This is a genomic window from Litoribrevibacter albus, assembly GCF_030159995.1.
Taxonomy (GTDB): domain Bacteria; phylum Pseudomonadota; class Gammaproteobacteria; order Pseudomonadales; family Litoribrevibacteraceae; genus Litoribrevibacter; species Litoribrevibacter albus.
The window spans coordinates 107,687-133,677 of sequence record NZ_BSNM01000011.1 but is presented as its reverse complement, the minus strand read 5'-3'; the positions used below and the strand labels follow the sequence as shown (position 1 = coordinate 133,677).

The following is a 25,991-nucleotide window of genomic DNA, read 5'->3' as shown; positions in this document are numbered from 1 at the left end:
GGGATTCACTGACGGATTAGCAGACCTGGTTTCGACCGTTATTCTTCGCTTCATATAGTTTTTCATCGGCTTTATGAACTATTTCATAACAGTCTTGGAGGTTGGTGGGGGTGATTGTTGCTACACCTGCACTGATTGTGATGATATCTGCTACCTGACTGTCTGTGTGTTCCATGTTTGCGTCCAGAATCGCTTTTCGTGTGCGTTCTGCAAGCATTACTGCATCGTCATGAGAGGCATTACTGAGGATCACAATAAACTCTTCTCCGCCGTAACGGGCTACAAGATCGTCAGCTCGGGTGGCTTGGCTGGAGATAAGGTTGGCCACTTGGCGAAGCAGTTGATCTCCTTGCTGATGACCATAGTGGTCGTTATAACGCTTGAAGTAGTCAATATCGATCAAAATACACGAGAGAGGGTATTGGCGCCGTAGGCAGCGGTTCCACTCTTTGATCAGGGTGTGGTCAAAGCTGCGACGGTTTGCAATACCGGTTAACGGGTCACTCATGGTCTGTTCTGTAAGAAATTCTTTCGTCTTGATCAGTTCAGAATTCGTTGTCTCCAGGCTTTCATTCTTTTGTTGAAGAGATTTAAGCAGTCCCTGATTTTGATACTGAAGTTTAAGCGATTCATTGACCCAGGTAGAAAAGGTGTTGCCCAGCATAATCATGACAATTAAGAAGAGAATGCACAGTGTACCCATGGTGATGTTGAATTCATTGCCAGACAGAATATTCATGATGATGGCAGGTATGAAAATCAAGCAGACAAAGATGTTCTGAGCGCGTTGAGAAGGGGCTAAGCTCATACTTCCCCCCATAGCCGTTGCCGATACAATCCAAATCATCAGAAGGCTGTAGGCTTCATCTGTATACAGATTGAAAAGCACAAAGCTGGCTCCCCAAATGGCTCCGGTGAAGGATGACCCAAGAATAAACTTATTGAGGGCTTTATTGGCGGGTTGCTTGAGGTAGTTCTTGTTTTTGATTTCTTTACGAACTTGTTGTAGCCGGAAAATGGACACAGTGAGTATAAGGCTGTACCACACCAGTATGGTTAACCAGGGAACTTTTGTCCAAAACAGAACCAGAAGGATGCTGCTGTTTAAAATAGTGGCAGGAACAGACTTTATTGAGTTGGAATAGAGTAAAGAAACTCGCTTGTATTCCGGGGTGTCTTCCTGGTGGTGTTCAACGTCCATTGAGGTACTTCCTGTCCTTAGCGGCTAAAACCTTCATACTATCATTGAGATGTGTGTTTTTTGTACTACCGTACGACAGAAGTTTCGTTAATCTTTGTGAGCCGTATCTGTAATTCGGCCATATTTACGCTCAAAGAGCTTCCAGGTCAGGAAATAAGGTAAGTAATACGCGACCAGAAGAATCACAAAAGAGCGGCTGGCCAGCTTTTTAACATGGTCATCGTCCATACCATTTAAAGACGGAATCAAAATCGTGCCAATCAGGAAAATTGCCCAAAGAAGTCCACCGTAGATCTTAAAACCCTTGGTAATCTTGTTATGAAGATCCTGTGCGTGTTGGTTTGGTGACATAGATAAACGCTCTGATTTAAAGAAGGGAGGTAGTGTATCAAAAGAGCGAAGGTTTAACAGACCGGAAGTGAGGAGAGAGGGGAAATGCTGGCCCTGATGTTTATCAGGGCCAGTAAGATAGGGCAGTGCTATGCCATCTTTAAAGTATACAGTTTTAGTTGTTCTGCAAACTCTTGAAGACGTTCAATGCCAGACTGTTCAGCTTCGTGACACCATTGTTTTAAGGCGGATAGCAATTCTTCTCCACCTTTTGAACGACGTGCCCAGATTTCCATTAATTCCTGCTTTTTCTTGTAGATTTCGTTCAGCAAGTCATGAGATTCCAAAAGCTGGTCGCGTTGTTTGATAGCTTTTTCATTAAGAAGAGTTTCGTCTCGGCACAAAACTTTCTTGGCGCGATTGAACAGGCGTTGAAACTCTTCACTTGCTTTGGCTCGTTCTTCCTTGATGGCAGGCTTAATAACCGTTTTGGTGTAAGCAGACATGATCTGGAATCGGTTGTGTACAGCAGCTTTTGCGGCATCCAGATCCAGAGTTTGTTTGCTTGTGTCTTTTACTGGAACAGGGGCTACTTTGCGTACTTTTGCCAGTTTCAGGAAAGATAAAATTTGAATCCACATCCAACCAATATCAAATTCCCAAGGTTTTACAGACAGTTTTGCAGAGTTAGGGTAGGTATGGTGGTTGTTATGCAGTTCTTCACCACCGATGATGATACCCCATGGTGAAATATTCGTGGCTGCATCACTGACTTCAAAATTACGATAACCCCAGTGGTGTCCAAGACCATTGACGATGCCAGCCGCAAAGACAGGCATCCACAACATCTGAATTGCCCAAAGCGTGATTCCGATTGGGCCAAATGCCAGTAGATCGATTGCCAGCATAAGAAAGACACCTTTCATCTTATGAGGCGTATAGAGATTGCGCTCTAACCAATCGTCTGGAGTACCGTTGCCGTATTTTTTTAACGTTTCTTCGGTGGCGGCTTCCTTGTATAGTTCCGCTCCACGAAGTAAAACGGTTTTTAAGCCTTTTACTACCGGGCTATGAGGGTCTTCTTCTGTTTCACATTTGGCGTGATGCTTACGATGGATTGCTGTCCACTCTTTTGTGCTTTGAGCGGTAGTCAGCCAGACCCAGAATCGGAAAAAATGTTGTACTGCAGGGTGAAGCTCTAATGAGCGGTGAGCAGAAAATCGGTGTAAGTAGATGGTTACACTTAAAATGGTTAAGTGTGTCATGATTAGCAACGCAGCAAGGAAGTGCCAGAAGTTACTTCCTAATAAACCTTGTTGCCATATTTGTTCCCACATTTAAGCTATCTCCGGAATTGTTATAAGCAGCTGAATATAGATCGGCTATTAATACCATGTTTTGGAAAAAATTTCTGTATTAATTGCAGTTGAGTTTATCTGTGTACGTTGAAATTAGAGGAAGTTGTCACACTTTATGACGCACTTATCCATTATTTATCAAGATGATGACATTGTTGTTATCGATAAACCTTCAGGCCTGTTAGTCCATAGATCCAAGATGGCGCAAGGCGTGAAGGAGTTTGCTTTGCAGATTTTACGAAATCAGATCGGTCAGAGAGTGTATCCGGTTCATCGTCTCGATCGCCCTACATCGGGAATTTTAGTCTTTGCTTTGAGTGAACAGGTTTTAGCTGAAATTTCTGGTCAGTTTGAACGCTGTGAAACACGTAAGCAGTATCAGTGTGTGGTAAGGGGGTTTACTGGGGAAGGAGTGATTGACCATCCGTTGAGTGATCCTGTGGATGATCGTCGTTTGTTGCGCCAAGGCGTGACGCATGAGGCAAAAGACGCAGTGTCTGAGTATAAAACGCTAGAACACTATGAGCTGCCTTGGCCTTCCGGAAAGTTTCAGACGACGCGATATTCTTTAGTTGAAGTGTATCCTAAAACAGGTCGCCGACATCAAATCAGAAAACATATGGACCATATTGCGCACCCTATTATTGGGGATACGCGTTACGGTCAGGGCAGTCATAATCGACGTTTTAGAGACGAGTTTTCATGTCATCGTCTGCTGTTGGCGGCCACAGGTCTGGAAATGACGCATCCTGTAACTAAGCAGCCCCTTCAGTTTGAAGTTCCGCCTGCAGAGGAAATGACAGCTGTGATTGATCAACTTCGGGCATATCAGGTGTCTGATTAAACCGCATTTGGTAGAAACTGTCTGGGTCGAGGCTGCAGGTGAACTCTATTTTCTCGTCTTTTTGCTGAGCTAGCTCTCTGAGCCTTTTTAAACTGTGTAGACGATCGGCTCGACAGCAGTCGATGGACGCACTTAATAGCGTGTTAAATGAATAATCGTTTGGTGTTTTGATTTGAGTTGCACTTAACACCGCATCTCCGCAGTGGAGTAACCAGTCGCTTCCTTTTCTAATCGCAACGCCAGCATGGCCTCGGCTGTGCCCTGGCAGATTGACCAGTAAAATATCGTCGTTCTCAGGGAATAAGGGTGAGAACTCAAAGCCTTTCCAAAGACCACCTGTAAATGAATGAAGCTTCCATTTTGCGCTGTGCTGCCAGTGTGTCGGAAGATAGCGCCACCGTTCTAGCAGGGTTTGTGGGTCGCAGGCTGCTTCAAATTCCCGACGCATGACATGAATGGTGGCATTGGGGAAGTCTGATAAACCACCCGTCTGTAAGAAATCCATGTGGGTAAGTGCAATGTGGCGTACATCATCACGGGTGTATCCGAGTCGTTCAACGTGATTAATGGCACATTCGATGGTCAATAAAGCCGGTTGAACGACCATAGGACGCGTCTTGCCCAGCGTAACATCGGTGCGCTCAATGTCTTGTCGGCCAATACCAGTATCGATTAATACTAATCCCTTTCCGGTTTCCACCAATAAACAGTGGTTGACCAGAAATCGGGTTTCTTTGATGCCGTCGGTCGGAAATAAAAAACGTGAGCTGAATGGATTTAGGGTGCCGCAGTTGAGGTGATGAATTTTTCCGGTCATGACGGCATTGCTCCAGGGGCAGTGTTGGTGTGGCTAAGGGCGATTTAATATCTCTATACAGGAACGCATTGTTGTCTGATACGGCAGAGTGTTTCCTCCAATTTATACGTCCTAAGTTGAATGTTCATACTAGATTTAAGATAGGAATTAATAATTGACCGAGGGATTAAGCGATTGAGACCAGAGGTACGTTGTGAACTTTTTAAGGATACCCACAGAAATTATAGATTCATGGCAGGGGACTTTAAATCTTATAGCGCAGTTAATGCAGGTTTCTGCGTGCATGATAACCAGTGTTTCTTCCAAGACCTGCACTGTTAAAGTCTTAAATCAGTCTAATGACAATCCTTTTCTTCTAAAAGAACGTCTGCCGTTTAATAAAGATGGCTTGTGCCGGCAGGTTGTGGATACCAATAGAAAGTTAGTTATTGAGTCCTTGGATGAACCGGAACTCTACCATGAAATGAAATGCTATCTTGGGGTGCCTTTGCATTGGCCGGATGGTCAAATCTATGGCACCTTGAGCTTAATGGATACCCAGTCCCGTAGTTTTGATGAAGAGATGGCAATCTTTGATCATTTTCACCAGCTGATCGAGTTTCAATTGGCTTTGGTTTATGAACAAGATCAGCATGAACATGCATTAATTGCGATTGATCGTTATCAGCAGCAGCATAAAGAGCTCACATCGAGAGATGCATTGACGGGTGCCTACAATCGTCGGGCGTTGCAGGAGTTGGCGATTGCAGAGCTGTCCCGAACTACACGGAAAGCCGGGTGTTTTGCCTTGGTATTACTTGATGTTGACCATTTCAAGCAAATCAATGATGAATACAGTAATACGGCGGGGGATGCAGTATTGAAGCATCTGGTGATGTCTTTGGAAGGGATGTTGCGCCAGAGTGATTTTGTTTCGCGGTTTGGTGGCGAAGAGTTCTGTTTGTTAATGCCGGAGATGGATGCTACCAAGGCTTATTACATATTAGAGCGGGTACGCAAGAGAATCTTGAGTAAACCGGTGGAATACAATGGTCACTCCATTTATTACACCGTCAGTATCGGCTTGTCGCTTTTTGAAACGGGCATGATTTCCACGGTAGAAGAGCTTTTAAATATGGCAGAGTCTGCACTGCATGAGGCGAAGCAGGGTGGGCGAAACAAAGTGGTTGTTGCGACTCTTGATGCCCAGGAAGAAGCCGCTTATGGAGTCTTTTAGCGTTTGAACCTTGATTGGGATGAAAACGAACAAGGGGCCTGCTGGCCCCTTGCTTTGTATGGATGAGACGGTTGGGTTAAACCTCAGCTTCGGCTTCCGCTCTCCTGTCTTCAGATGCCAGAGCTTTGTCTTCTTCATGAAGGCACTCAATCCAGTCTTTTTGATCCACCAAATTGAGTTTTCCATCTCTGGTTGTTCGAATCGGAACAATATAATTACATGATGTTTGTGGTTTTACGCTGGCAAATACCGGATTGAAGCCAAAGCTAACCGCCATCTCAATAATCGATTTTTGGTTTTCCGGATCGATATCGGCGGCTTCATCGATATAGATAGGGATCTGATATCGACCTTGTTCTTTTTCGGTGAGTAGCTGACGAATAAAGAGCATGCCGCACAGTAGCTTGATAGTGATTCGTGTTCCGTTCGAACCGGCTGAATCAATACGATCAAAATATTCAGTCTCGTCGTTTCGGTTCACCACTTTAAAGCGAACATCGAATAGGTCGGACAACGTTAATCCGCCTTTTTCTGAACCGGCCCGAATCAAGTAATCTTTGGCATCTTCCAGTTGCTGATTTGACAGGCTGGAGTTTGAAAACGCCATATCAAAGACAGATAAGGTATCACCTTGTTCGTAGGATTCAGAGGTCGCCAGAATGGTATCGATGGCGTCTACGATGTGGCCGCGTTCAATGACATCGATTCTGAAATCCTTGAGGTTTGAAATGTGGTTTTTGCCAACTTTTCGGTTAAAGCTGTTCATTTCATTTTTCAAGCGATCCAAGTCTTGGCGTAAGCCTTTAATGGTAGAAGCCACTTCCGTTAAAGCTACTCGGGACTGGCGCTCGATGGCTTCGCGCTCGTTATCCAGGTTATGGAAGGCCGAAATCAGTTTCTCAAGGCGCGTGTCTTCATCTTCTTCAATATCAAATTTGGTCACCCCGGAGTTGAATACCATCTTGTAACTGTTTTCGATATTCAGGTTGGTCAGGTTGAGATCACGACATTCTTCATTAAATTGATCCAGCTGATCGCTCAACGAGTCCATATCGATCTTAATCTCTATCGGATAGGGAACCACATAACCTTGGCGAAGTTCCAGACGGTCATCCATGCGTCGCTTGGCTGATTCCGCCATGCGTTGATGTTGACGCTCCAGTTGGTCACGTTTCACTTTGATCTGGCTGCGTTGGTCTGCCAATTGGCTGGACTTGGCTGTGATGTCTTGTTGTTTGATTTCGATGATGGCTTTCTCTTCTATGAGCTGTTCTTTCAGAGAAAGTTTTTCATCGTATTGATCTGACAAGGCGCAGTAGAGCTTGAATTGTTCAAGATCTTTCTCGGCTTTTTTCAATTCTTCGTATAGCACTTCTCGTTCAGTCAGTTTGCTCTCAAGATCTTTGGCAATTTCTTCCTGGGTCTCTAGCTCTTCAAGAGATAATTTAAGCGCTTCGATTTGTTCTGCTAACGCAACTTTATCTTCGGTTGTGCTCATGTCCGGCGCACTTAGGTCGCTCAGATCCATCGTTGCGCCAGGTAGTTCTAGAGTGGTGCCTTTGATGTTGTCTGCAATTTGCTCAATAAAGGCGCTAAAGGCGGCTTCATCTTCAATTTGTACATCCCCTTGCTTGGTGGTTGCCAGGTTTAGTACATCCTGGTTAAACAAGCGTGCAATGAGGTCGACTTCATTAAATGACAGGTCTTCGCGGATACGGGAATACAAGTTGTATTCAATATTCTTAAGTTGGCGCTCAAGTGTCCTTAATTGGCGGTCAACTTCGCGACGGCGGGAGACAATGGTCGACAAGTTCTGACCTTTGATACCCTGAATACCGTGCGACAGGCTTTCATATTCCGCTCGACTCTCAGTTAACCGGTTAGTAAGTGTGTCCAGGTTGGTGAGCGCAAACTCTTGATCCAAACGGGCGTAGTCAGCCAACCAACGTTCAATGTCAGCGAGATCAATCGCAACCTGATTCAGCTGGTTGGTGTAGAGCTGGTTTTGTTCGGCCAAGCCGGACTGTTGGAAGACGATGCTTTCCAGTTCTTCACTCAGTTCGTCACGGTTGCTTTGAATGTAGTCATCCCATTCGGTCAGGGCAATATCCAGTTTGGGCTGAAGATGACTAAGTTTGCCTTTCAGTTCTCCGCGTTTTTGGCGGAGTTGTTCCAGAGATTCAACGGCATCTTGTTGAGATTCTAATAGCTCTAGCTGTTTACGAGCTCTGTTCACCTGCTCAAAGGACGATTGCCAGACTTCATAAAAGTCGATGGCACCGGCACTGATGGCACGATCAAAGACTTTAAGGATGAAGCGTTTAACGTCTTGTGCTGACAGGTTGTGGAGATTCAGAATCTTACGGAAAATTTCTTTATAAATAGGTGCATCACTGTTGTTGGCTAGAGGCACCATTCTTAGATTAACTCGGCTGTCGAACTTGGTCGGACCACCAGTCAATAGCGCATTCAATTCATTCGGCTTGAGTTCAACCGGGTTCGCGCCTCGATTGTTCAGATCAATAAAGACTTTACTGTATTTCAGTAGTTTTCGGTCTTCATAATAATCATCAAGATTCAGTTCGCCCTGATAAGTAAAAAACTGGTGTTCATAGCCTGCCACAGGACCTAAGCCTGCAACGCCAATGACTACCTTTCCTTCGGGAAGGTTTGCTTCTAATAAGATGAAAGAACGGTCAGACGAAAAGTAAAACTTTCGTGTTTCTTCAATGGAGTGACCATCCCACTCGGTCAATCTCAGATCGTTAATCAGTGGGAATTGCAGCGCATTAATAACGGACGATTTACCCGTGTTATTGGGTGCGCAGATTGAAACCGGTTTGTCCAATGGGATAACGCACTTTGAATAGCCCGCAGTGTTAAGTAATGCCAGTTTAGTTAGGCCGTACTGAGTATTGGTGTGTGGCATTATTGATTCTCCTCAGGGACTAACGTGGCTTGTTCATCTTCATCATCTAAGGGTGAATCTGACATTGAGAATTTATCTGACAACTCCATGACGGCATCAATGTAGCGGTAGCAGGGAGCCAGTAACTTATATTCTTTACCGATTTCTTTTGCGAAGCCTAAACGCACCATACGTTTGATGACTTCGTTACGGATGTCTGACGGGCTGGTGATGTCAATCTGTTCGTATATTGAGGCATTCTGATGGAACAACTTTTCAAAGGTATCGCGACTCAGTGTTTGTTCAAAGAGTGCTGCTACCGGGTCATAACCTTTGTCTGCCCAAAACTCGATGAGGGTATAAAGGAAGAGTGCAATTCGACGTGACGTTTTGGTCATGGTGACTGAGGTGTCTGGCGTCGAAAAGTAGAAGTAGCCTCTGGCATCCTTTATAAGGTTGTAACCTAAGCCGCTGAATAATGCTTGGTATGAACTCAGGTGCTGATCCAGAGATTGCCATAAGATCAGGTCGTTTTCAGTAATGTGAAAACCTGACATCAGCTTTTGATAGATGGTTGTCAGTGATGTCAGTTGGCTTAGATCGATGATGTTTGTGCCTGTCATTGGGTTACTTTGGGTGTAACTAGAACTGCTCATGCCAATGCCGGATCGGTGTGCTGATGTCGATTGGTCAGATGGCGATTTGTTAGATGGCAATTGGTTTGATGATTGAGCTCCAAAAGTAGAGGTGTCTAGGGTCGAAAAGTTAGTGTCTTCGTTATTCATAATGAGTCTAAACGCTGGTGCTGAGACCAGAGAATTTCCATTCAAAAAATTAGTGATTGTCCGCCGATGTGGTTTCTGGCGTCTCTGTTAGCTTACGGCCACCCAGGGTGTGGGCGATCAATCGTGTCTTATTTACTAAATATTCCCGTCGCTCTCTGTGTTCGGCCAATTCAATCTGATTGTTCTCGATTAGCTGAAGGTATAAGTAGAGCAGCTCATCAGACGGGATATCCTGGTAGGTTTCTTTCAGCCAAGCCAGGTAATCGTCGGTTTGCTTAGTGGGTGTTGTGGCCAATACTTCGTGGAAGTCAGGGACATCAATGGGCTCGTATGGTGTCAGTTGGTCATCATCCGGCAAGTAAATCTCATCTTCTTTGGTTTCAATGACGTCTGCCAGATAGCTGACAATGTGTCGATGCAAACCTAGGTTATGACGAGCCGTTTCGGTAGCAATGACAGGCATTACATTGTGAACGTGGTGATTTAATCCCAGCTTACGGATGTTCGCCAGAACTTTAGAAACAGCACGGGTAACTTCGGTGTTTTTCCGCAGTTCATCTCTCAGTGGCATCAATAGGTCGGTGGAACGACGTAAGCTTTGCTGACCTAGCTGAAAGACTTCTAATACACGGCTTCGAAGGTTGATGAAGTTTTGTTGCTCTCGCTTCATTTGGCCGGTGGTGTCAGCGGCTTCGATCAGGTTGGACAACAAGTCTTCAATACGATCACTGGTAAGTCGAAACTTGCCGAAAATATCGAGCATATCGAGCATGGGTTCGATGTATTGATCAAAGGCTTCCAGAACTGAGGCGTAACGTTTTTCCAGTGGAATCGAAGATTTCTGGGATTTGGCTTCTTCAACCAAGTTGGCGATGGCAACTTCGTTGTGCTGGAAGTGCTTGATGACCTTGCGAATTCGGTCATCCAATTTATACAGGTTTCGTTTTACTTCATAAGCATCGCGATCTGCAGCGGCAGACTGAACTCGTTGAGTGAGTCGATCCATATCATCGATAAGGACGGATACTTCCTCGGCTAATCCTAACGAATGCTCATCCAGCAGGAATTGACCGAACTCTAAAATCGGAAGATTGAGTTCCAGCTCACTGGATTTTGCTAACGGAATAACCAGTTCGTTAGATAGTAGTCTCTGTGCTTCCTTGAAACTCTGTTCAGAGGTGTACGCCGGGTTGTGGTGCTGAATCAGAGACTGCAAATTCTGGAAGGTAAAGCTTCCATTTTCATTTCTGACAATCAGAGCCTGAATGGTAGGCCAATGATCCAGCAAGGTTTGCACAATACGTTTGGGGGATATCATTACCGCGTTCTTTTTAAAAATCTTAAAGGCTGAATATGGGGGCTGCTTGTTGTATATCAATCTTTCGGAAAATAAAAGTTCTCCTCAGATAAATGGTTTGACTATGCGTGGATGAATTATCAACAGTCTACTATGCTGATGTGCACTTTGCCTAAGCGACCCATCCGATACATCAGTTGTCTTTCGGGATTTAAACCCCATTACAAGGGGGCCAAAGGGAAATATGTTTCACCAAAGTAAATGGTTGATATGTCAATAAAAACCTAAGGTTTCGCTGTTTTTTGTCGATTTTCGACATTTGCCGGATCGAAAGAAAGGATTGACATTCCTTCCATTTTTACTCATGGTGTGCGCACTAAGAATCAAACGAGCGTATGAATTGTTTAACATTTGAACGGTTTTTAGGTTCTTGATTACACCCTGGTAAGGGAGCTGATTTGGCATATTGCCAAGTGTAGTGTGCTTAGGTCAGCAAAGAGGAATGCTGGAAATTATAAGCTTTTCAAAAGTTTAGTTTTCCAGTTTCGACCAAAAATAGCTAAAACATAGCGTGGAGATCAGTTGATGATTTACGAAGGTAAAGCCATCACGGTTAAAGAAATCGAAGGCGGCATTTTGCAGCTAAACTTCGATCTTGAAGGTGAGTCGGTTAACAAATTCAACCGTCAAACTATTGAAGATTTGAAAGCTGCGGTAGAAGCAATCCAAGGTCAGAACGGCGTTAAAGGTCTTGTTCTGACAAGTTCAAAAGATGTCTTTATCGTTGGTGCAGATATCACCGAGTTTACTGACACTTTCAAACTACCAGAAGAAGAATTGGTAGCAGCGAACATCCAAGTTAATAAGATTTTCTCTTCTGTTGAAGATCTACCTTTCCCAACGGTTGCTGCAATTAACGGCATCGCTCTTGGTGGTGGCTTTGAAGTCTGTCTGACGTGTGATTATCGCGTTATGTCTGAGAAGGCAAAAGTTGGTTTGCCTGAAGTTAAACTAGGTATCTACCCAGGTTGGGGTGGTACTGTTCGTCTTCCACGTATTATCGGTGCGGATAACGCAATCGAGTGGATCTGTGCAACTAAAGAGAAAAAAGCTCCAGTTGCATTGAAAGAAGGTGCAGTTGACGCAGTTGTAGCTCCAGAGAAACTATTGGATGCTGCTGTTGATCTAGTAAAGCGCGCTGCAGAAGGCGAGTTGGACTATCAAGCACGTCGTGCTGAGAAGACTGGCAAATTGCTTCTAAACCCAATGGAAAGCATGATGGTATTTGAAACTGCTAAAGGTTTCATTGCCGGTCAAACTAAGGGTCAATACCCTGCGCCTATCGAAGCGATCAAAGCGATGCAGAAGCACGCTGGTATGACTCGCGACAAGGCTCTAGAAGTTGAAGCAAAAGGTTTCGCTAAAATGGCGAAAACCAGCATTGCTGAATCTCTAATCGGTTTGTTCTTGAACGATCAGTTGTTGAAGAAGAAAGCGAAAGAAATGCCTAAGACTGAGCCTGTTAAGAAGGCTGCGGTACTTGGTGCTGGTATCATGGGTGGCGGTATCGCTTACCAATCAGCGCTTAAAGGCACGCCTATCATCATGAAAGACATCAACCAAGCCGGTATCGATTTGGGTCTTTCTGAAGCAAACAAATTGCTTGCTAAGCGCGTTGATAAAGGCCGCATGAAGGCTGCTGACGCAGGTAAAGTACTTAACAACATTATCCCGGCTCTAACTTACTCTGAGTTCGGTGACGTTGACGTTATCGTTGAAGCGGTTGTTGAGAACCCTAAAGTTAAGAAAGCAGTATTGGCAGAAGTTGAAGGTCTAGTATCTGAAGACACTATCATCACTTCTAACACGTCAACTATCTCTATCGATTTGTTGGCTGCTGATCTTAAGCGTCCTGAAAACTTCTTGGGCATGCACTTCTTCAATCCTGTACACATGATGCCTCTAGTAGAGATCATCCGTGGTAAGAAGACGTCTGACGAAGCAGTTGCTAAAGTTGTTGCTTACGCTCAAGCGATGGGCAAAACTCCAGTTGTTGTTAACGACTGCCCAGGTTTCCTAGTTAACCGCGTATTGTTCCCATACTTCGGTGGCTTCGCTGGTCTATTGCGCGATGGCGCAGACTTCCAGAAAGTTGACAAAGTTATGGAAAAATTCGGTTGGCCTATGGGTCCAGCTTACCTACTTGACGTTGTTGGTATGGACACTGCTGTTCACGCTAACGAAGTTATGGCGGAAGGCTTCCCTGACCGTATGAAGGCTGACTACAAGTCTGCTATGCAAGTGTTGTTCGAAAACGATCGTTATGGTCAGAAGAACGACAAAGGTTTCTACGCTTACGAACTAGATCGTAAAGGTAAGCCTAAGAAGACTGCTGATGAGTCTGTTTATGAGCTTATCAAAGACGTTGTAGGCGAAGCGAAAGATTTCTCTGATGAAGAAATCATCGAACGCGTAATGGTTCCGATGTGTATCGAAACTGTACGTTGTCTAGAAGAAGGTATTGTTGAAGATCCTGCTGAAGCAGATATGGGTCTTATCTTCGGTATTGGTTTCCCTCCATTCCGTGGCGGCGCATTGCGTTACATCGACTCAATGGGTCTAGACAAATTCTGTGAAATTGCTGACAAGTACGCTGATCTTGGCAAACTATATCACCCAACTGAAAAGATGCGTGAAATGGCTAAGAAAGGCGAGAAATACTTCGGCTAATAGACGACCAGGATACCAATAGGAGAAAATCAATGGGTTACAATCCTAATGATGTAGTAGTAGTCGACTGCGTACGTACGCCAATGGGTCGCTCTAAGGGCGGTGCTTTCCGTAACGTTCGTGCCGAGACTCTGTCTGCTGCACTAATCAACGCTCTTTTTGAGCGTAACCCTAACGCTAACCCTGCAGACGTTGAAGACGTAATCTGGGGCTGTGTTAACCAAACTAAAGAACAAGGTTTTAACGTTGCTCGTCAAATTTCTTTGATGACTTCTGTGCCTAAAGAAGCAGGTGCTTTGACGGTTAACCGTCTATGTGGTTCTGCAATGTCTGCAATCCATACTGCTGCTCAAGCAATCATGACTGGTAACGGTGACGTATTCGTTGTTGGTGGTGTTGAGCACATGGGTCACGTTGACATGCAACACGGTTTCGACCACAACCCAGAAGCATCTAAGTATTCTGCAAAAGCATCTAACATGATGGGTCTTACTGCAGAAATGCTAGGTAAAATGCACGGTATTACTCGTGAAGCTCAGGATGCGTTCGGTGCTCGTTCTCATCGTCTTGCTCACGAAGCAACCGTTGAAGGTCGTTTCGCTAACGAAATCGTACCTATCGAAGGTCACGATGCGAATGGTTTCAAAGTTCTAGTAACTGAAGACGAAACTATCCGTCCTGAGACTACAGCAGAAAGCCTAGGCAAGCTTCGTCCAGTATTTAACCCTAAAGGTGGTACTGTAACGGCAGGTACTTCATCTCAGCTTTCTGACGGTGCGTCAGCAATGTTGATGATGTCTTACGCTCGTGCTAAAGAACTTGGTCTTGAGCCAATGGCGCGCGTTAAGTCTATGGCTGTTGCTGGCTGTGACGCTGCGATCATGGGTTACGGTCCTGTTCCTGCAACTAAGAAAGCACTTAAGCGTGCTGGTCTACAAACTACTGATATTGACTTCTGGGAGCTTAACGAAGCATTCGCAGCTCAGTCTCTACCATGTGTTAAAGACCTTAAGTTGCAAGACGTTGCAGAAGAGAAGATTAACTTGAACGGTGGTGCGATCGCTCTTGGTCACCCACTAGGCTGTTCAGGTGCTCGTATCTCTACTACCCTTCTTCATATCATGAATCAGAAGGGCGGTGCACTAGGTGTTTCTACTATGTGTATCGGTATGGGTCAGGGTGTTGCTACCGTATGGGAGCGCCTATAATTTAGGCCCTGATTTGCAGAAAAGCCGAGGTTCTCCTCGGCTTTTTTGTCTTTGATATTTCTAAACTTTTCTTGACCCTGTGAAGAATTACCCCTATATATTCGGACAATAATAATTCTACAGATGCATCAGCGCTGACATTTTTTTTGGTGATGAGTAAGGAACGTATGGCAAAATCTTTGGTAATTGTGGAGTCCCCTGCAAAGGCAAAGACCATCAATAAATATCTAGGAAACGACTTTGTTGTTAAGTCGAGCGTGGGTCACATTCGTGATTTGCCAACGGGGGCTGGTTCAAAGAAACCAGTGGACACCAAAGCAAGAGCCGCTGAAGCAGCTAAGACCCGGAAGATGGCTCCGGAAGCTAAGGCCGCATATAAAAAGGAAAAGGCTCACAAACAGCTGATTGAAAAAATGGGCGTAGATCCTGAAAAGGACTGGTCTGCCAAGTATCAAGTCTTGCCTGGCAAAGAGAAAGTTGTTGATGAATTAAAGAAATTAGCCAAGAGCGCCGACCACATCTATCTCGCAACCGATTTGGATAGAGAGGGAGAGGCGATCGCATGGCATTTGCGTGAAGTGATTGGCGGTGAAGAAGATCGTTTCAGTCGCGTTACGTTTAACGAGATTACTAAGACTGCGATCAAAGAAGCGTTTGAGCATCCTGATGAGTTAAATATGGCTCGTGTGAATGCACAGCAAGCGCGACGCTTTTTGGATCGAGTTGTTGGCTTCATGGTTTCGCCTTTGCTATGGAGTAAGATTACCCGAGGGTTATCAGCAGGACGGGTGCAATCGGTTGCTGTTCGACTTGTGGTTGATCGTGAACGTGAGATTCGTGCATTCAATCCGGAAGAATATTGGGAAGCATTCTCTTTTCTGAATCATGCTGCGGATAGCAATATTAAGTTTCAGGTTGCTAAACATAATGGCGAGAATTTCCGTCCGGTCAATAAGACCCAGGCTCAAGCAGCTGTCGCGAAACTTGAAACAGCTGCATACAGTGTTACTAAGCGTGAAGATAAGCCAACCAAATCCAAGCCGGGGGCACCGTTTATCACGTCTACGCTACAGCAGGCAGCAAGTACTCGCTTAGGCTTTGGTGTGAAAAAGACCATGATGCTTGCTCAGAGGCTCTATGAGGCGGGTTACATTACATATATGCGTACTGACTCAACCGCATTGAGTAAAGACGCTGTAGAAGCTTGTCGTGGCTTTATTGATGATAACTTCGGTGACAAGTATCTACCTGAGAATCCAAATGTGTATTCTTCGAAAGAAGGAGCCCAAGAGGCGCACGAGGCGATTCGTCCTTCTGATGTAAATCGATCAGGCGCTTCTTTGTCGGATATGGAGCGTGATGCTCAACGTCTGTATGAACTTATTTGGCGCCAGTTTGTGGCCTGTCAGATGGTTCCGGCTGAATACACCTCTACCACTATTACGGTTACTGCGGGTGAGTTTGAATTGCGTACTCGAGGCCGTGTGGTTCGTTTTGACGGTTACACCCGAGTAATGCCGCAAATTGCTAAGAAAGAAGACGATATTACTTTGCCTGATTTGCAGCAGGGTGATCAGCTGGATCTTAACAATGTTGAGGCCAAGCAACACTTTACCAAACCACCTGCACGTTTTAGTGAAGCTGCTTTGGTAAAAGAATTAGAGAAGCGTGGCATTGGTCGTCCTTCTACCTACGCATCAATCATTTCAACCATTCAGGATCGTGGCTACGTTCGTTTAGAAAATAAGCGTTTCTATGCTGAAAAGATGGGCGAAATTGTTACTGATCGCTTGTTGGAAAGCTTTAATAATCTAATGGATTATGGTTTTACAGCGGGCATGGAAGAACAGTTGGATGATGTTGCAGAAGGCTCTAAAGAATGGAAAGCCTTGCTCAATGAATTCTACGGCGACTTCAAAACCAAGTTAGATCACGCTGAATCTGATGAGGGTATGCGTCCAAATACGCCTACCGAAACCAATATTATGTGTCCCGATTGTGGTCGCAACATGTTGATTCGTAATGCGACAACGGGTGTTTTCCTAGCGTGTTCTGGTTATGCGCTTAAGAAAGACGAACAGTGTAAGAAAACGTTGAATCTGGCTCCAGGTGAAGATGCTGTTGCGGTTGTAGAAGGCAGTACCGAAAGCGAGCAGGACGAAGCGGAAACGCTAGCACTTCGTCAAAAAGAGCGTTGTCCGATTTGTGATAACGCGATGGAAAGTTACCTCATTGATGAGTCTCGTAAACTGCACATCTGTGGTAACAACCCAGCGTGTTCTGGTTACAAGCTTGAGGCAGGTACCTTCAAAATTAAAGGTTATGATGGTCCTGTGATTGAATGTGATAAATGTGGCTCTGAAATGCAACTGAAAACCGGCCGTTTTGGTAAGTATTTTGGTTGTACCAATGAAGAGTGTAAGAACACCCGTAAGCTCCTGAAGAACGGTGAGCCTGCGCCACCGAAGATGGACCCGGTTCCGATGCCAGAGTTGAAGTGTCAGAAGGTAGATGACCATTACATTCTGCGCGATGGAGCGACAGGTATGTTCCTGGCGGCGAGTCAGTTCCCGAAAAACCGTGAGACGCGTGCTCCAAAAGTAGTAGAGCTGTTACCGCACAAAGCTGAGATCGATCCTAAATATCATTTCCTATTGGAAGGGGAAGCCCGCGACGAGAATGGAAATGAGGCTCAGATACGTTTCAGCCGTAAAACTAAACAGCAATACCTGATGACTGAAAACGCTGAAGGTAAAGCAACGGGTTGGACTGGTTTCTATGATCAGGACACTAAAAAGTGGACCTATACCGAATCCAAGAAACCTGCTAAGAAAAAAGCAGCCCCCAAGAAAAAGTAACAAGGTTGAAGAGGAATGGGTTAAATCTAATGCGTTAAACCTATCTGGTTTATTAAAAGATTTAACCTCCTTTTCCTTCTGATATTTTGTACACTAAGCGTTACCTAATACCCGATCCCTGATCGGGTTTATTTTGCCCGTGAACTCCTTGTTCAGAGTTTCCTCAATACTTCTAATCAAGCATAGGAAGATCGATTATGTTGATGGTGATCTCGCCAGCCAAGACATTGGATTATGACTCTCAGCCGACGACTCAAAAATTCAGTCAGCCGTTGTTTCTGGATGAATCTGCGGAATTGGTGAATGTACTGAAAGAGAAATCGCCGTCGGATATCTCTGATCTGATGAAAATCAGTGCAAAGTTGGGCGAACTCAATGCCAATCGATTTCAGGAGTGGACGGCCCCGTTTGATGAGGCTCAGTTAGCAGATTTAACTGTGAAGCAAGCCGTCTTAGCGTTTAAAGGTGATGTCTATACCGGCTTGGATGCAGAAACCTTATCAGAAGATCAGCTGGACTTTACTCAACAGCATTTGCGTATCCTTTCTGGCCTTTATGGCATTCTAAAACCGTTGGATCTTATTCGCCCTTACCGTTTGGAAATGGGAACCAAGCTTGAAAATGCTCGTGGAAAGAATTTGTATGAATTCTGGGGTGATAACAATGTGGATTACATTAATCAGCAATTAGAAACCTTAGGTTCTGATGAATTGGTGAATCTTGCTTCTACTGAATACTTTAAGTCAGTCAACACCAAGAAGCTAAAGGGAAAACTGATCACTCCGGTTTTTAAAGATGAGAAAAACGGCAAGTACAAAATCATCAGCTTCTATGCGAAGAAAGCCCGTGGTTTGATGGTGCGTTATGTTGTAGATAACAAGATTACCAAAGCAGAAGACTTGAAGAAATTTGACTATCAGGGCTATCAGTACGCACCTGAGGAATCAACTGCAGATGAGTGGGTGTTTAAGAGGGCTGAGTTGACTCAGTAATTAGTCACTATAAAGTTGGAATTCTATGGGAGCGTTTGCTCCCTTTTTTTGTATTCAATAAAAGGGCGCTCTGTATTTTAATGAGTCTGTACTTTTATTGATGGTTTGGGTATATGAAATCAAACGTTCAAAAAAATAATGATTAATATTGGCAAATTTTGAGTTGATGATTTAATCCTGGTTGAGGTTGTAGCTGAGCTTTTAGTATCAGTTGAAAATTCAGAAGCCTCCTTGGTGGAATTGGCTAATTTGATTCATGATAATCGGGATTGGTGGTCTTAAACTCGGTCTGGAGTGGTTTAGAAATATAAAAAAAACCGGCGAAGTCGCCGGTTTTTTTATAGCTAGGTATTCAGGTATTAGTGACCGTAGATCTTTAACGTAGTATTGGATAAAGCAAGGTCATCAATGGTGAAGGATCCAATAGATGTTCCACCAATGATTACAGCACCAATACCCACGTCAGCAACAAATGCATCACCCGAGTTGCCTGCAAGGCTGATTTGAAGTGCATTGTCTACTTCTTGCGCTCCACCCACATTACCTTGAGCTGTTCTGATATTCAGTCTAGCTACTGCTCCACTGTTAGCGATGTCGAAGGCCCCAAACTCTAGATCTTCATTGAAACCAGCGCCAGCGATGTACATGTCGCGGATTCCCATGCCAAGAAGAGGGGCATCAAAGTCAATGTCATCGATTGCAAAGGAGACTTTCGCGTTAATTTCACCGTTAGCGCCATCGTTCTCGATTTGGAAGAAAGCAGCAGTGAAATAACCTGTCATATTAAAGTTTTCAAGAACAGAGGTACTGGTTAGTCCATCCGCACTAACTAAATCTACAGAGCCAACAGATAAACCAAAGTCAACTGGAATGGTGCCTACACATCCTGGAGTATTACAAAGAGCTCCAACGCTAATAAGTAAATCACCATCGCTACGAACATCAACATCAATCTTTACGTCATCCAACATATTAGATTGTGTGATAGGTAGTACACGGCCGCCCGCGTATTGACCTTCAAAGAATGCCGTCTTATCAGCACCACCAAAAGTAACGTCTTTCAGACTGATGCTACCTTCATCGGTATATCGAAACTCGTCCATGGTGACACGGGTTTCCAGATTGATAGAAATACCAGATTGACCTGACACTGTTCCTAATTCTGTATCCTGAATTGGGGTAAGCTCTGCAAAAGCTTGGGAGCAGGTTAATGCGGCAATGCATGCAGGGAGTAGTTTTAAAGAAAGTGTTCCTTTCATAATTTCTTCTCTTTCATTTTTATTATTGTAATTTCCTGTATACATAGTATACAAAATGTGTAGGTCTTCAAGTTTTTAGCTGGTTCTAATGAAAAACTGTTAGTCGATAAGCAAACAAACTCAACTAACAAACTTTGGTTTGGTTTTATTTGTCTTCTCTGAAAGATAGGTTGATACCTGATAGAAGTGGATCCATATCGTTTTCAAAAAACGTTTGAGAATCCGTAGAAGTCATCACTTTCGTCCAAATTTGTGAATATCTGCGATGGGTTCTCCTGTAGAGACCTCGTTTCCGACAGTACTTTTATAAAGATTATTAGTTTTGTCATCTACTGGATGAGTGATAGTTGCTCTTAATAGCTTATCTTCAGTTAAGCTATTTGTTTCAGCAACTTGATTTTTTACTTCTTCCTGCTGAGTGTTGACTTCCTCAAGAAAGAGCTCGTATTCCTCTGAAGCCTTTTGTTCTACTTCTTTTAAAGCTTTGAAGTAACGTCTAATTGGCTATTAAGGTTATCGATAGTGAGCATAATCTCACTGGCTGAATACTTCACATCCAGGACTTGAGATTTTGAATTCAATTTACTATGTCAGATTAGGTCGTTCTATAACTCAAATTATTTGGAAAAACTGGTCAGTACGCGAGTGAAGAGTTGAAGGCTGTATATTGGAATGACTAACATCAGTATGTTTACAAAGAAACTAAACACGAAAGCTAGCAATAAGTTTCTGTAGAGCCTGCTAATTTCTCTATTGTTATTATGCATTTAACGTCTCTATTCGGTCGTAATAAATGAAAAAGGCCAATTTGTAATTGGCCTTTTTCAATGTTTATAAACTGAGTTCTATTTTGATGTGACTTGTATTCCAGCCATTTCAATCATATCCAACAAGATCTCTCCTGACTCAACAAGAACAGCGTCTTCTTGTGCAGGTTTTTTGTTTGCTTCTTCTTCACTGTTGAATTCGTTCATTTCTTCAACGGTTTTAAAGATGGCTTCGCCTTTTGCTTTTCTTCTTTCGTTCTCAAGCGCCAGAGATGCTTGTTCCAGTTCTTCACGTTCAGCTTTACGCTCGTTGATGTTTAAAGATATATGAGTTTTTTCTCGTTGCTGATTCAAACGCTCAATCTGCTTATTTAGATACTGGAAGTCAGGATCGTTGTTAATACGGGTATTATGGTTTGATGCCAGGGTAGGAACCAAAGTAGAGAAGTCACCGTACTTACTGTGATGAATTGAACTGATAGTGTCCCAAGGTAATGCGTTGTCCAGTGAACTTTCACCAACAACATCTTTGTTGTATAGGCTAGGGAACTCAATGTCAGGAATGACCCCTTTGTTTTGAGTACTTTGGCCTGAGATACGATAGAACTTGGCTTGAGTCAGTTTAATCTCACCGTGATTCAGACGGTGGAGTGATTGTACCGTTCCTTTACCAAAGGTTTGTCCGCCTAGAACAATTGCTCTTTGGTAATCCTGCATCGCGCCTGCAAAAATCTCAGAAGCTGATGCGCTGAGTCGGTTTACCAGGACAGCCATAGGCCCGGAGTAATATACGTTGGAGTCAGAGTTGGTGTGTACCTGTACATTCTGATCTACATCGCGAACTTGTACTGTTGGTCCTTTACGGATGAATAGACCGGTAAGTTCACGTGCTTCAAATAATGAGCCACCACCGTTGTTTCTCAAATCAATCACCAAACCATCGATGCCTTCTTCTTCCAATTCGGCAATCAGATTTTTAACGTCGCGAGAGGTGCTCTTATAGTTTGGATCACGTTTTCTGAACGCTTCAAAATCCATATAGAACGTAGGAATGTTGATGATGCCGACTTTATAAGTCTTTCCATCACGCTGGATTTCAACAATATCTTTTTTCGCTGATTGTTCTTCCAGTTTTACTTTGTCGCGGACAATTTTAATGATTTTAGTCTGGGTGATGTCGGTTGAGCTTGCTGGAATGATTTCAAGACGAACCGTTGTGTCTCGCTCACCACGGATTTTTTTCACTACATCGTCCAAACGCTCGCCAACCACGTCAACAATCTCACCATTTTTACCCTGACCGACACCGACGATTCGATCGCCCGGTTTTAATTCTCCTGCTTTATCTGCAGGACCTGCAGCGATAAGGCGAACAACTTTAGTAAATTCATTATCACTCTGAAGTACTGCACCAATACCTTGTAAAGAGAGGCTCATGTTGATGTCAAAGTTTTCAGCATCGCGAGGAGACAGGTAGTTGGTATGTGGATCAAACGTCATGGTGAAGGCATTCATGTATAGCTCGAATACGTCTTCAGATTTGGTTTGAGTTGCTCGGTTAAGCTGGTTCTTATAACGCTTCAGAAGCGTTTCCTTAGCTTCAGGTAACTCTTTTCCAGCAAGGATAAGTCCCAATAGGGAGTTTTTAATACGTTTTACCCACAATTGGTCGAGTTCTTCTTCTGAGTTTTCCCATGGTGCTTCAGATCGATCAATAAGTAGTTGGTCATCCTGTTTAAAGTTCCACTCATAAGAGTCGTCTTCAATAAGAGCCACAACCCACGACATGCGAGTGGTCAGATTTTTGTGGTAGGTATTAAATATGTCATACGCCGGGTTTAAATCATTGGTCAGTAACGCATTATCAAGAGACAGGCTGTACTGATTGAAAGACTGGATATCAGATTCCGTAAAATACAGACGATTAGGGTCGAGGCTGTTTAGGTAGCTTTCGAACAGTTTCTTCGAAAGTGAATCATTAATCGTCGGGCTGTTGTAGTGACCTTTAAGAAGGCTCAAAACAATCTCTCTGTTGGTGCCAGGGTGATCTATTTCCGGCTTAAGAGGCGCTGAATTACTTGTTGTCTTCGCTTCTGACTCTTCAGTGTCAACAAGGGGCTCGTGTTCTACAAAGGAGAGATCGTTGGAAGAATTGTTTTCGTCAGTAGCTGCAATAATTGGTGGGGAAGAATTGGCTTGATCTGATGTCGGTGAATGGTTTGAGGTATCTTCTGTCGTAAAGGCAGTAATACTGGCCAAGGAAACAACAAACAGCGCTGCAACCATTAGTATCTGTAGAAAGCGGTTTCTAAATGTCATAGTCATTTGATTATTCTAGTAGTGTTAGACAACAAGCCTATTCTGAAGGGAATGACTTAAACAACCAATACTCTCACAGATATATTTGTTCTTCAAAAAGAAGTTGTTCAAGTTTGTAAACAGGTCCTATCTTTTTTGGCTGCTATTTACAGAAAAAGTTTCCGTCTGCTTGTTTTTTCCAGTAAATGCACTGTTTGTCGCGTTTTTTGATTTTTTCGTTGGACACCACATTCCCTGACTACACTTAATTTAGAACGCATTTTTGTCGTAATACGATTTTTGGGATGACTGATCTGGGGTGAGGAGCCAATATGCCGTGGTTTAAGCTGACACTCGATGAACGCGCGTTGTCAAAACGTGCTGATCTATGCCTGGAACGTGAATTTAATGCCGTATTAGCGGAACTTGAGGCAAATCGGTGTCTGGCTATGTATCGAGACAGTCAATATCAAAATACCTTTTATGTGGGCTGTGATACGGTCTGTCAGTTGCTTCATGGTTTGATTCAGTTTTATCAGGGGGAACCATGTCAAAAGCCTGAGCTGTCTGGTTTGCTAGAAGTTACCGGACACTTTGATGACCATCAAATTGATCAGGTTTTATAGCGTCTCGTCTTAGTCGTAACCAAAGATGAATCCCTTTATAATACGCTTATTATCGACGCCGCCTTATCGATGGTTATCTTGAGTAAGATATCGGTGTTGATTGTTTATGTATTGAATAGGTGTATGGCATGGCAGACAAAGCTTCCAATTGGGTTCCGTTAACCAATGAAAAACTCTATTTTGCACAAGTGATTTTGGATTATTTGAAAGACGAGCAAGCCAAAGAATCGGTGTTTAGTAAGAATCGAATCGCGGCCTTGGAAGAAAGTGCGGTTAGTCATCTTTATAACGCCTACATTGCTTTGTTATGTGAACTAGCGGCAGAGCACAACGTACCGTTTCAGGTAGAGCAGCTAACGCTTAATCAACTCAATGAAGCATTGATGCAGAGAGACGATGGGCGTCGTGAAATTGCTGAGTTAATGGCGCTGTTATCTGAGCCAGGTTCCTGGCTGTCTCGTTTACATCAGAGTTACCGAAACCGCTTTGTCGCTAAACAGAAGAAATCGGAATACAAAGGGGAAGAACCTGAATTGTTGAGTTTAGTGGCTATCGATGCTTCAGTAGATGAATCGGAAGAAAACCTGGATTTATTAGGTGCCTATCAGGCGATGAAACAGTTGGTAGATCAGGTTCGAAGTTATCGTTTAGAAGACTAACTAAGAGAATAGGTATTCTTAGGAATTAATACCTTGGCTAAGCTGAGATATTGTTCTCATTCTGGTACCATTGGCAGATCAAAGTATAGGAGCCAATTATGCCTACGGCCTTTTTAGAAATTGTTGAGTTAGAGAATGGCGACGTAGCGCTGCAGAAGACCGAAGGGGATGAAAAGCAGCTCGTTACTATCCATTTCTCCGAAGAAGCGAAAGAACTGCTTCAGGGCGAATACGTTCAGGTGGCCAAAGGAATGTTCCAAGCCGGCTTACAAATGGTCGGTCGCATGCAGGAAGAAGCTGCTGAAATGGAAGAAGCCCCTAAAGTTGTTCATTAATGATTCAGGTCTATTATTGAATTCCTGGAATTTTAGATAATAGACCTTCCACTCCTTAAAAAAGCTAATTGTATGAAAACCGAATTACTTTCACCTGCGGGTTCATTGAAAGCGATGCGTTACGCATATGCTTATGGTGCGGATGCTGTTTACGCTGGCCAACCAAGATACAGTCTTCGAGTTCGAAATAATGAATTTTCGACTCTGGATGCTCTGAAAGAAGGGATTGATGAAGCCCATGATTTAGGGAAGAAGTTTTACCTGGCTGCCAATATTGCGCCGCATAACGCCAAAGTAAAAACCTTTTTGAATGATATTAAGCCTGTTATTGAGTTGAATCCTGATGCCTTGATCATGTCAGACCCAGGTTTGATTATGATGGTTCGTGAGCACTTCCCGGACATGCCGGTGCATCTGTCGGTTCAGGCTAATGTGGTGAACTACGCAGGCGTGAAATTCTGGCATCGCCAAGGTATTGAACGTGTGATCTTATCCCGTGAATTGTCTCTGGATGAGATTGAAGAAATTCGCATGCAATGTCCGGAGATGGAGCTGGAAGTCTTTGTTCATGGGGCTTTGTGTATTGCCTATTCAGGCCGTTGTTTATTGTCCGGCTACTTCAATAAGCGTGATCCTAACCAGGGCACCTGTACCAATGCCTGTCGCTGGAAGTATCAGTTACATGATGCCAAAGAGACGGACACCGGAGACATCATTGCGACGGATCTAGACCAAAGCGATGTCAATATTGTTGATCCTGCCGCGCACCAAGATCCTCAGCCAGATACCTTTGAACCTCACGTTGATGGTTTAGAAGAGCAAACCTTCTTGTTGCAGGAAGGTTCTCGTCCAGGTGAATACATGCCGATCTATGAAGATGAGCATGGCACTTACATCATGAACTCCCGTGACTTGCGTGCCGTACAACACGTAGAGCGTTTGGTGAAAATGGGCATTCACTCATTGAAGATCGAAGGTCGTACCAAATCGCCTTACTACGCCGCGCGTACAGCTCAAGCCTATCGTAAAGCAATTGATGATGCTCAGTCTGGCAAGCCATTCGATATGGGCTTGATGGACGAGCTAGAAAGCTTGGCCAGCCGTGGTTATACCGAAGGTTTCTATCGTCGTCACGTTCACGATCAATATCAGCGTTATGAGTCGGGTAACTCTATGAGTGGCTCTCAGCAATTGGTCGGTGAAATTATGTCGGTTGATAATGGCATGATGAAAATTGATGTGAAGAACAAATTCAATGTGGGTGATAAAGTTGAATTGGTGAAACCCTCAGGTAACGTTGCTTTTGATCTGACTGAAATGATCAATAAGAAAGGCGAAGCCGTTGAGGGGGCGCCAGGTTCTGGTCATGTAGTGGATATCCCTATGCCTGAAGGTGTTGAAGCCAATCAGGAGTTGGATGATTTTGGCATGATTGTTCGTTATTTGCCTGAACAACGTTTTAGCTAGGAGTCCTTAGTTAAGTACACGATGCTAAAGTGAGTT

The 25,991-nt window shown here is 43.9% G+C and carries 19 protein-coding genes; 10 read left to right on the top strand and 9 right to left on the bottom strand.

The annotated features are described in order from the left end of the window. Positions 1-16: 16 nt before the first annotated feature. From QQL66_RS07685 to QQL66_RS07675, 3 genes are all read right to left on the bottom strand, one after another. Entirely contained in the window at positions 17-1,201 is a 1,185-nt protein-coding gene (locus tag QQL66_RS07685) for a GGDEF domain-containing protein (protein WP_284380517.1), read from the bottom strand. 87 nt (positions 1,202-1,288) lie between these two features. Beyond that, positions 1,289-1,552 (bottom strand): hypothetical protein, encoded by a 264-nt coding sequence (locus QQL66_RS07680; RefSeq protein ID WP_284380515.1) that lies wholly within the window; start codon positions 1,550-1,552, stop codon positions 1,289-1,291. Positions 1,553-1,680: 128 nt separating this feature from the next. Further along, a complete protein-coding gene (locus tag QQL66_RS07675) occupies positions 1,681-2,868 on the bottom strand; it encodes a DesA family fatty acid desaturase (protein WP_284380514.1) in 1,188 nt (395 codons plus the stop codon). Positions 2,869-3,004: 136 nt separating this feature from the next. Between QQL66_RS07675 and QQL66_RS07670 the strand changes: the two genes are divergently transcribed. Continuing rightward, positions 3,005-3,733 (top strand): pseudouridine synthase, encoded by a 729-nt coding sequence (locus QQL66_RS07670; protein ID WP_284380512.1) that lies wholly within the window; start codon positions 3,005-3,007, stop codon positions 3,731-3,733. Here the strand turns inward: QQL66_RS07670 and QQL66_RS07665 are convergent. Further along, on the bottom strand, positions 3,645-4,550 hold the full coding sequence (locus QQL66_RS07665) for an MBL fold metallo-hydrolase (RefSeq protein WP_284380511.1): 906 nt from the start codon (positions 4,548-4,550) through the stop codon (positions 3,645-3,647). The genes QQL66_RS07670 and QQL66_RS07665 overlap by 89 nt on opposite strands. A 193-nt stretch (positions 4,551-4,743) precedes the next feature. Between QQL66_RS07665 and QQL66_RS07660 the strand changes: the two genes are divergently transcribed. Continuing rightward, positions 4,744-5,766, top strand: a complete 1,023-nt coding sequence (locus tag QQL66_RS07660) for a sensor domain-containing diguanylate cyclase (RefSeq protein ID WP_284380510.1) — start codon at positions 4,744-4,746, stop codon at positions 5,764-5,766. A gap of 76 nt (positions 5,767-5,842) precedes the next feature. Here the strand turns inward: QQL66_RS07660 and QQL66_RS07655 are convergent, their stop codons facing one another. The 3 genes from QQL66_RS07655 to QQL66_RS07645 are packed head-to-tail and all read right to left on the bottom strand — an operon-like array spanning position 5,843 to position 10,777. Then, positions 5,843-8,695, bottom strand: coding sequence for a hypothetical protein (locus tag QQL66_RS07655; protein WP_284380507.1), 2,853 nt, complete (start codon positions 8,693-8,695; stop codon positions 5,843-5,845). Beyond that, positions 8,695-9,459 carry a condensin complex protein MksE gene (locus tag QQL66_RS07650; RefSeq protein ID WP_284380506.1) on the bottom strand — a complete coding sequence of 255 codons (765 nt, stop codon included), beginning with the start codon at positions 9,457-9,459 and terminating at the stop codon, positions 8,695-8,697. The genes QQL66_RS07655 and QQL66_RS07650 overlap by 1 nt, the downstream gene beginning before the upstream one ends. Before the next feature lie 49 nt (positions 9,460-9,508). Continuing rightward, on the bottom strand, positions 9,509-10,777 hold the full coding sequence (locus QQL66_RS07645) for a hypothetical protein (RefSeq protein ID WP_284380504.1): 1,269 nt from the start codon (positions 10,775-10,777) through the stop codon (positions 9,509-9,511). A 564-nt stretch (positions 10,778-11,341) separates the two neighbouring features. On the opposite strand from QQL66_RS07645, the gene fadB reads away from it, so the two are divergent. From fadB to yaaA, 4 genes are all read left to right on the top strand, one after another. Then, positions 11,342-13,486: a fatty acid oxidation complex subunit alpha FadB gene (fadB, locus tag QQL66_RS07640; RefSeq protein ID WP_284380502.1), complete on the top strand. Its 2,145-nt coding sequence runs from the start codon at positions 11,342-11,344 to the stop codon at positions 13,484-13,486. 32 nt (positions 13,487-13,518) lie between these two features. Further along, a complete protein-coding gene (fadA, locus tag QQL66_RS07635) occupies positions 13,519-14,694 on the top strand; it encodes an acetyl-CoA C-acyltransferase FadA (RefSeq protein ID WP_284380501.1) in 1,176 nt (391 codons plus the stop codon). Positions 14,695-14,861: 167 nt separating this feature from the next. Continuing rightward, positions 14,862-17,552 carry a type I DNA topoisomerase gene (topA, locus tag QQL66_RS07630; protein WP_284380500.1) on the top strand — a complete coding sequence of 897 codons (2,691 nt, stop codon included), beginning with the start codon at positions 14,862-14,864 and terminating at the stop codon, positions 17,550-17,552. Between the two features lie 197 nt (positions 17,553-17,749). Continuing rightward, positions 17,750-18,544 carry a peroxide stress protein YaaA gene (yaaA, locus tag QQL66_RS07625; RefSeq protein ID WP_284380499.1) on the top strand — a complete coding sequence of 265 codons (795 nt, stop codon included), beginning with the start codon at positions 17,750-17,752 and terminating at the stop codon, positions 18,542-18,544. A gap of 359 nt (positions 18,545-18,903) precedes the next feature. Here the strand turns inward: yaaA and QQL66_RS07620 are convergent, their stop codons facing one another. Beyond that, complete coding sequence (locus tag QQL66_RS07620; RefSeq protein ID WP_284380497.1) at positions 18,904-19,803, bottom strand: DUF6160 family protein; 900 nt, start codon at positions 19,801-19,803, stop codon at positions 18,904-18,906. 845 nt (positions 19,804-20,648) lie between these two features. Continuing rightward, on the bottom strand, positions 20,649-22,895 hold the full coding sequence (locus tag QQL66_RS07615; protein ID WP_284380496.1) for a carboxy terminal-processing peptidase: 2,247 nt from the start codon (positions 22,893-22,895) through the stop codon (positions 20,649-20,651). 305 nt (positions 22,896-23,200) lie between these two features. Between QQL66_RS07615 and QQL66_RS07610 the strand changes: the two genes are divergently transcribed. The 4 genes from QQL66_RS07610 (at position 23,201) to trhP (ending at position 25,955) form a co-directional block, all read left to right on the top strand. Beyond that, positions 23,201-23,494: a hypothetical protein gene (locus QQL66_RS07610; RefSeq protein ID WP_284380495.1), complete on the top strand. Its 294-nt coding sequence runs from the start codon at positions 23,201-23,203 to the stop codon at positions 23,492-23,494. A 128-nt stretch (positions 23,495-23,622) separates the two neighbouring features. Next, complete coding sequence (locus QQL66_RS07605) at positions 23,623-24,153, top strand: DUF6586 family protein (RefSeq protein ID WP_284380493.1); 531 nt, start codon at positions 23,623-23,625, stop codon at positions 24,151-24,153. Between the two features lie 98 nt (positions 24,154-24,251). Continuing rightward, positions 24,252-24,488 (top strand): hypothetical protein, encoded by a 237-nt coding sequence (locus QQL66_RS07600; protein ID WP_284380492.1) that lies wholly within the window; start codon positions 24,252-24,254, stop codon positions 24,486-24,488. A gap of 72 nt (positions 24,489-24,560) precedes the next feature. After that, a complete protein-coding gene (gene trhP / locus QQL66_RS07595) occupies positions 24,561-25,955 on the top strand; it encodes a prephenate-dependent tRNA uridine(34) hydroxylase TrhP (RefSeq protein ID WP_284380491.1) in 1,395 nt (464 codons plus the stop codon). Positions 25,956-25,991: the final 36 nt, after the last annotated feature.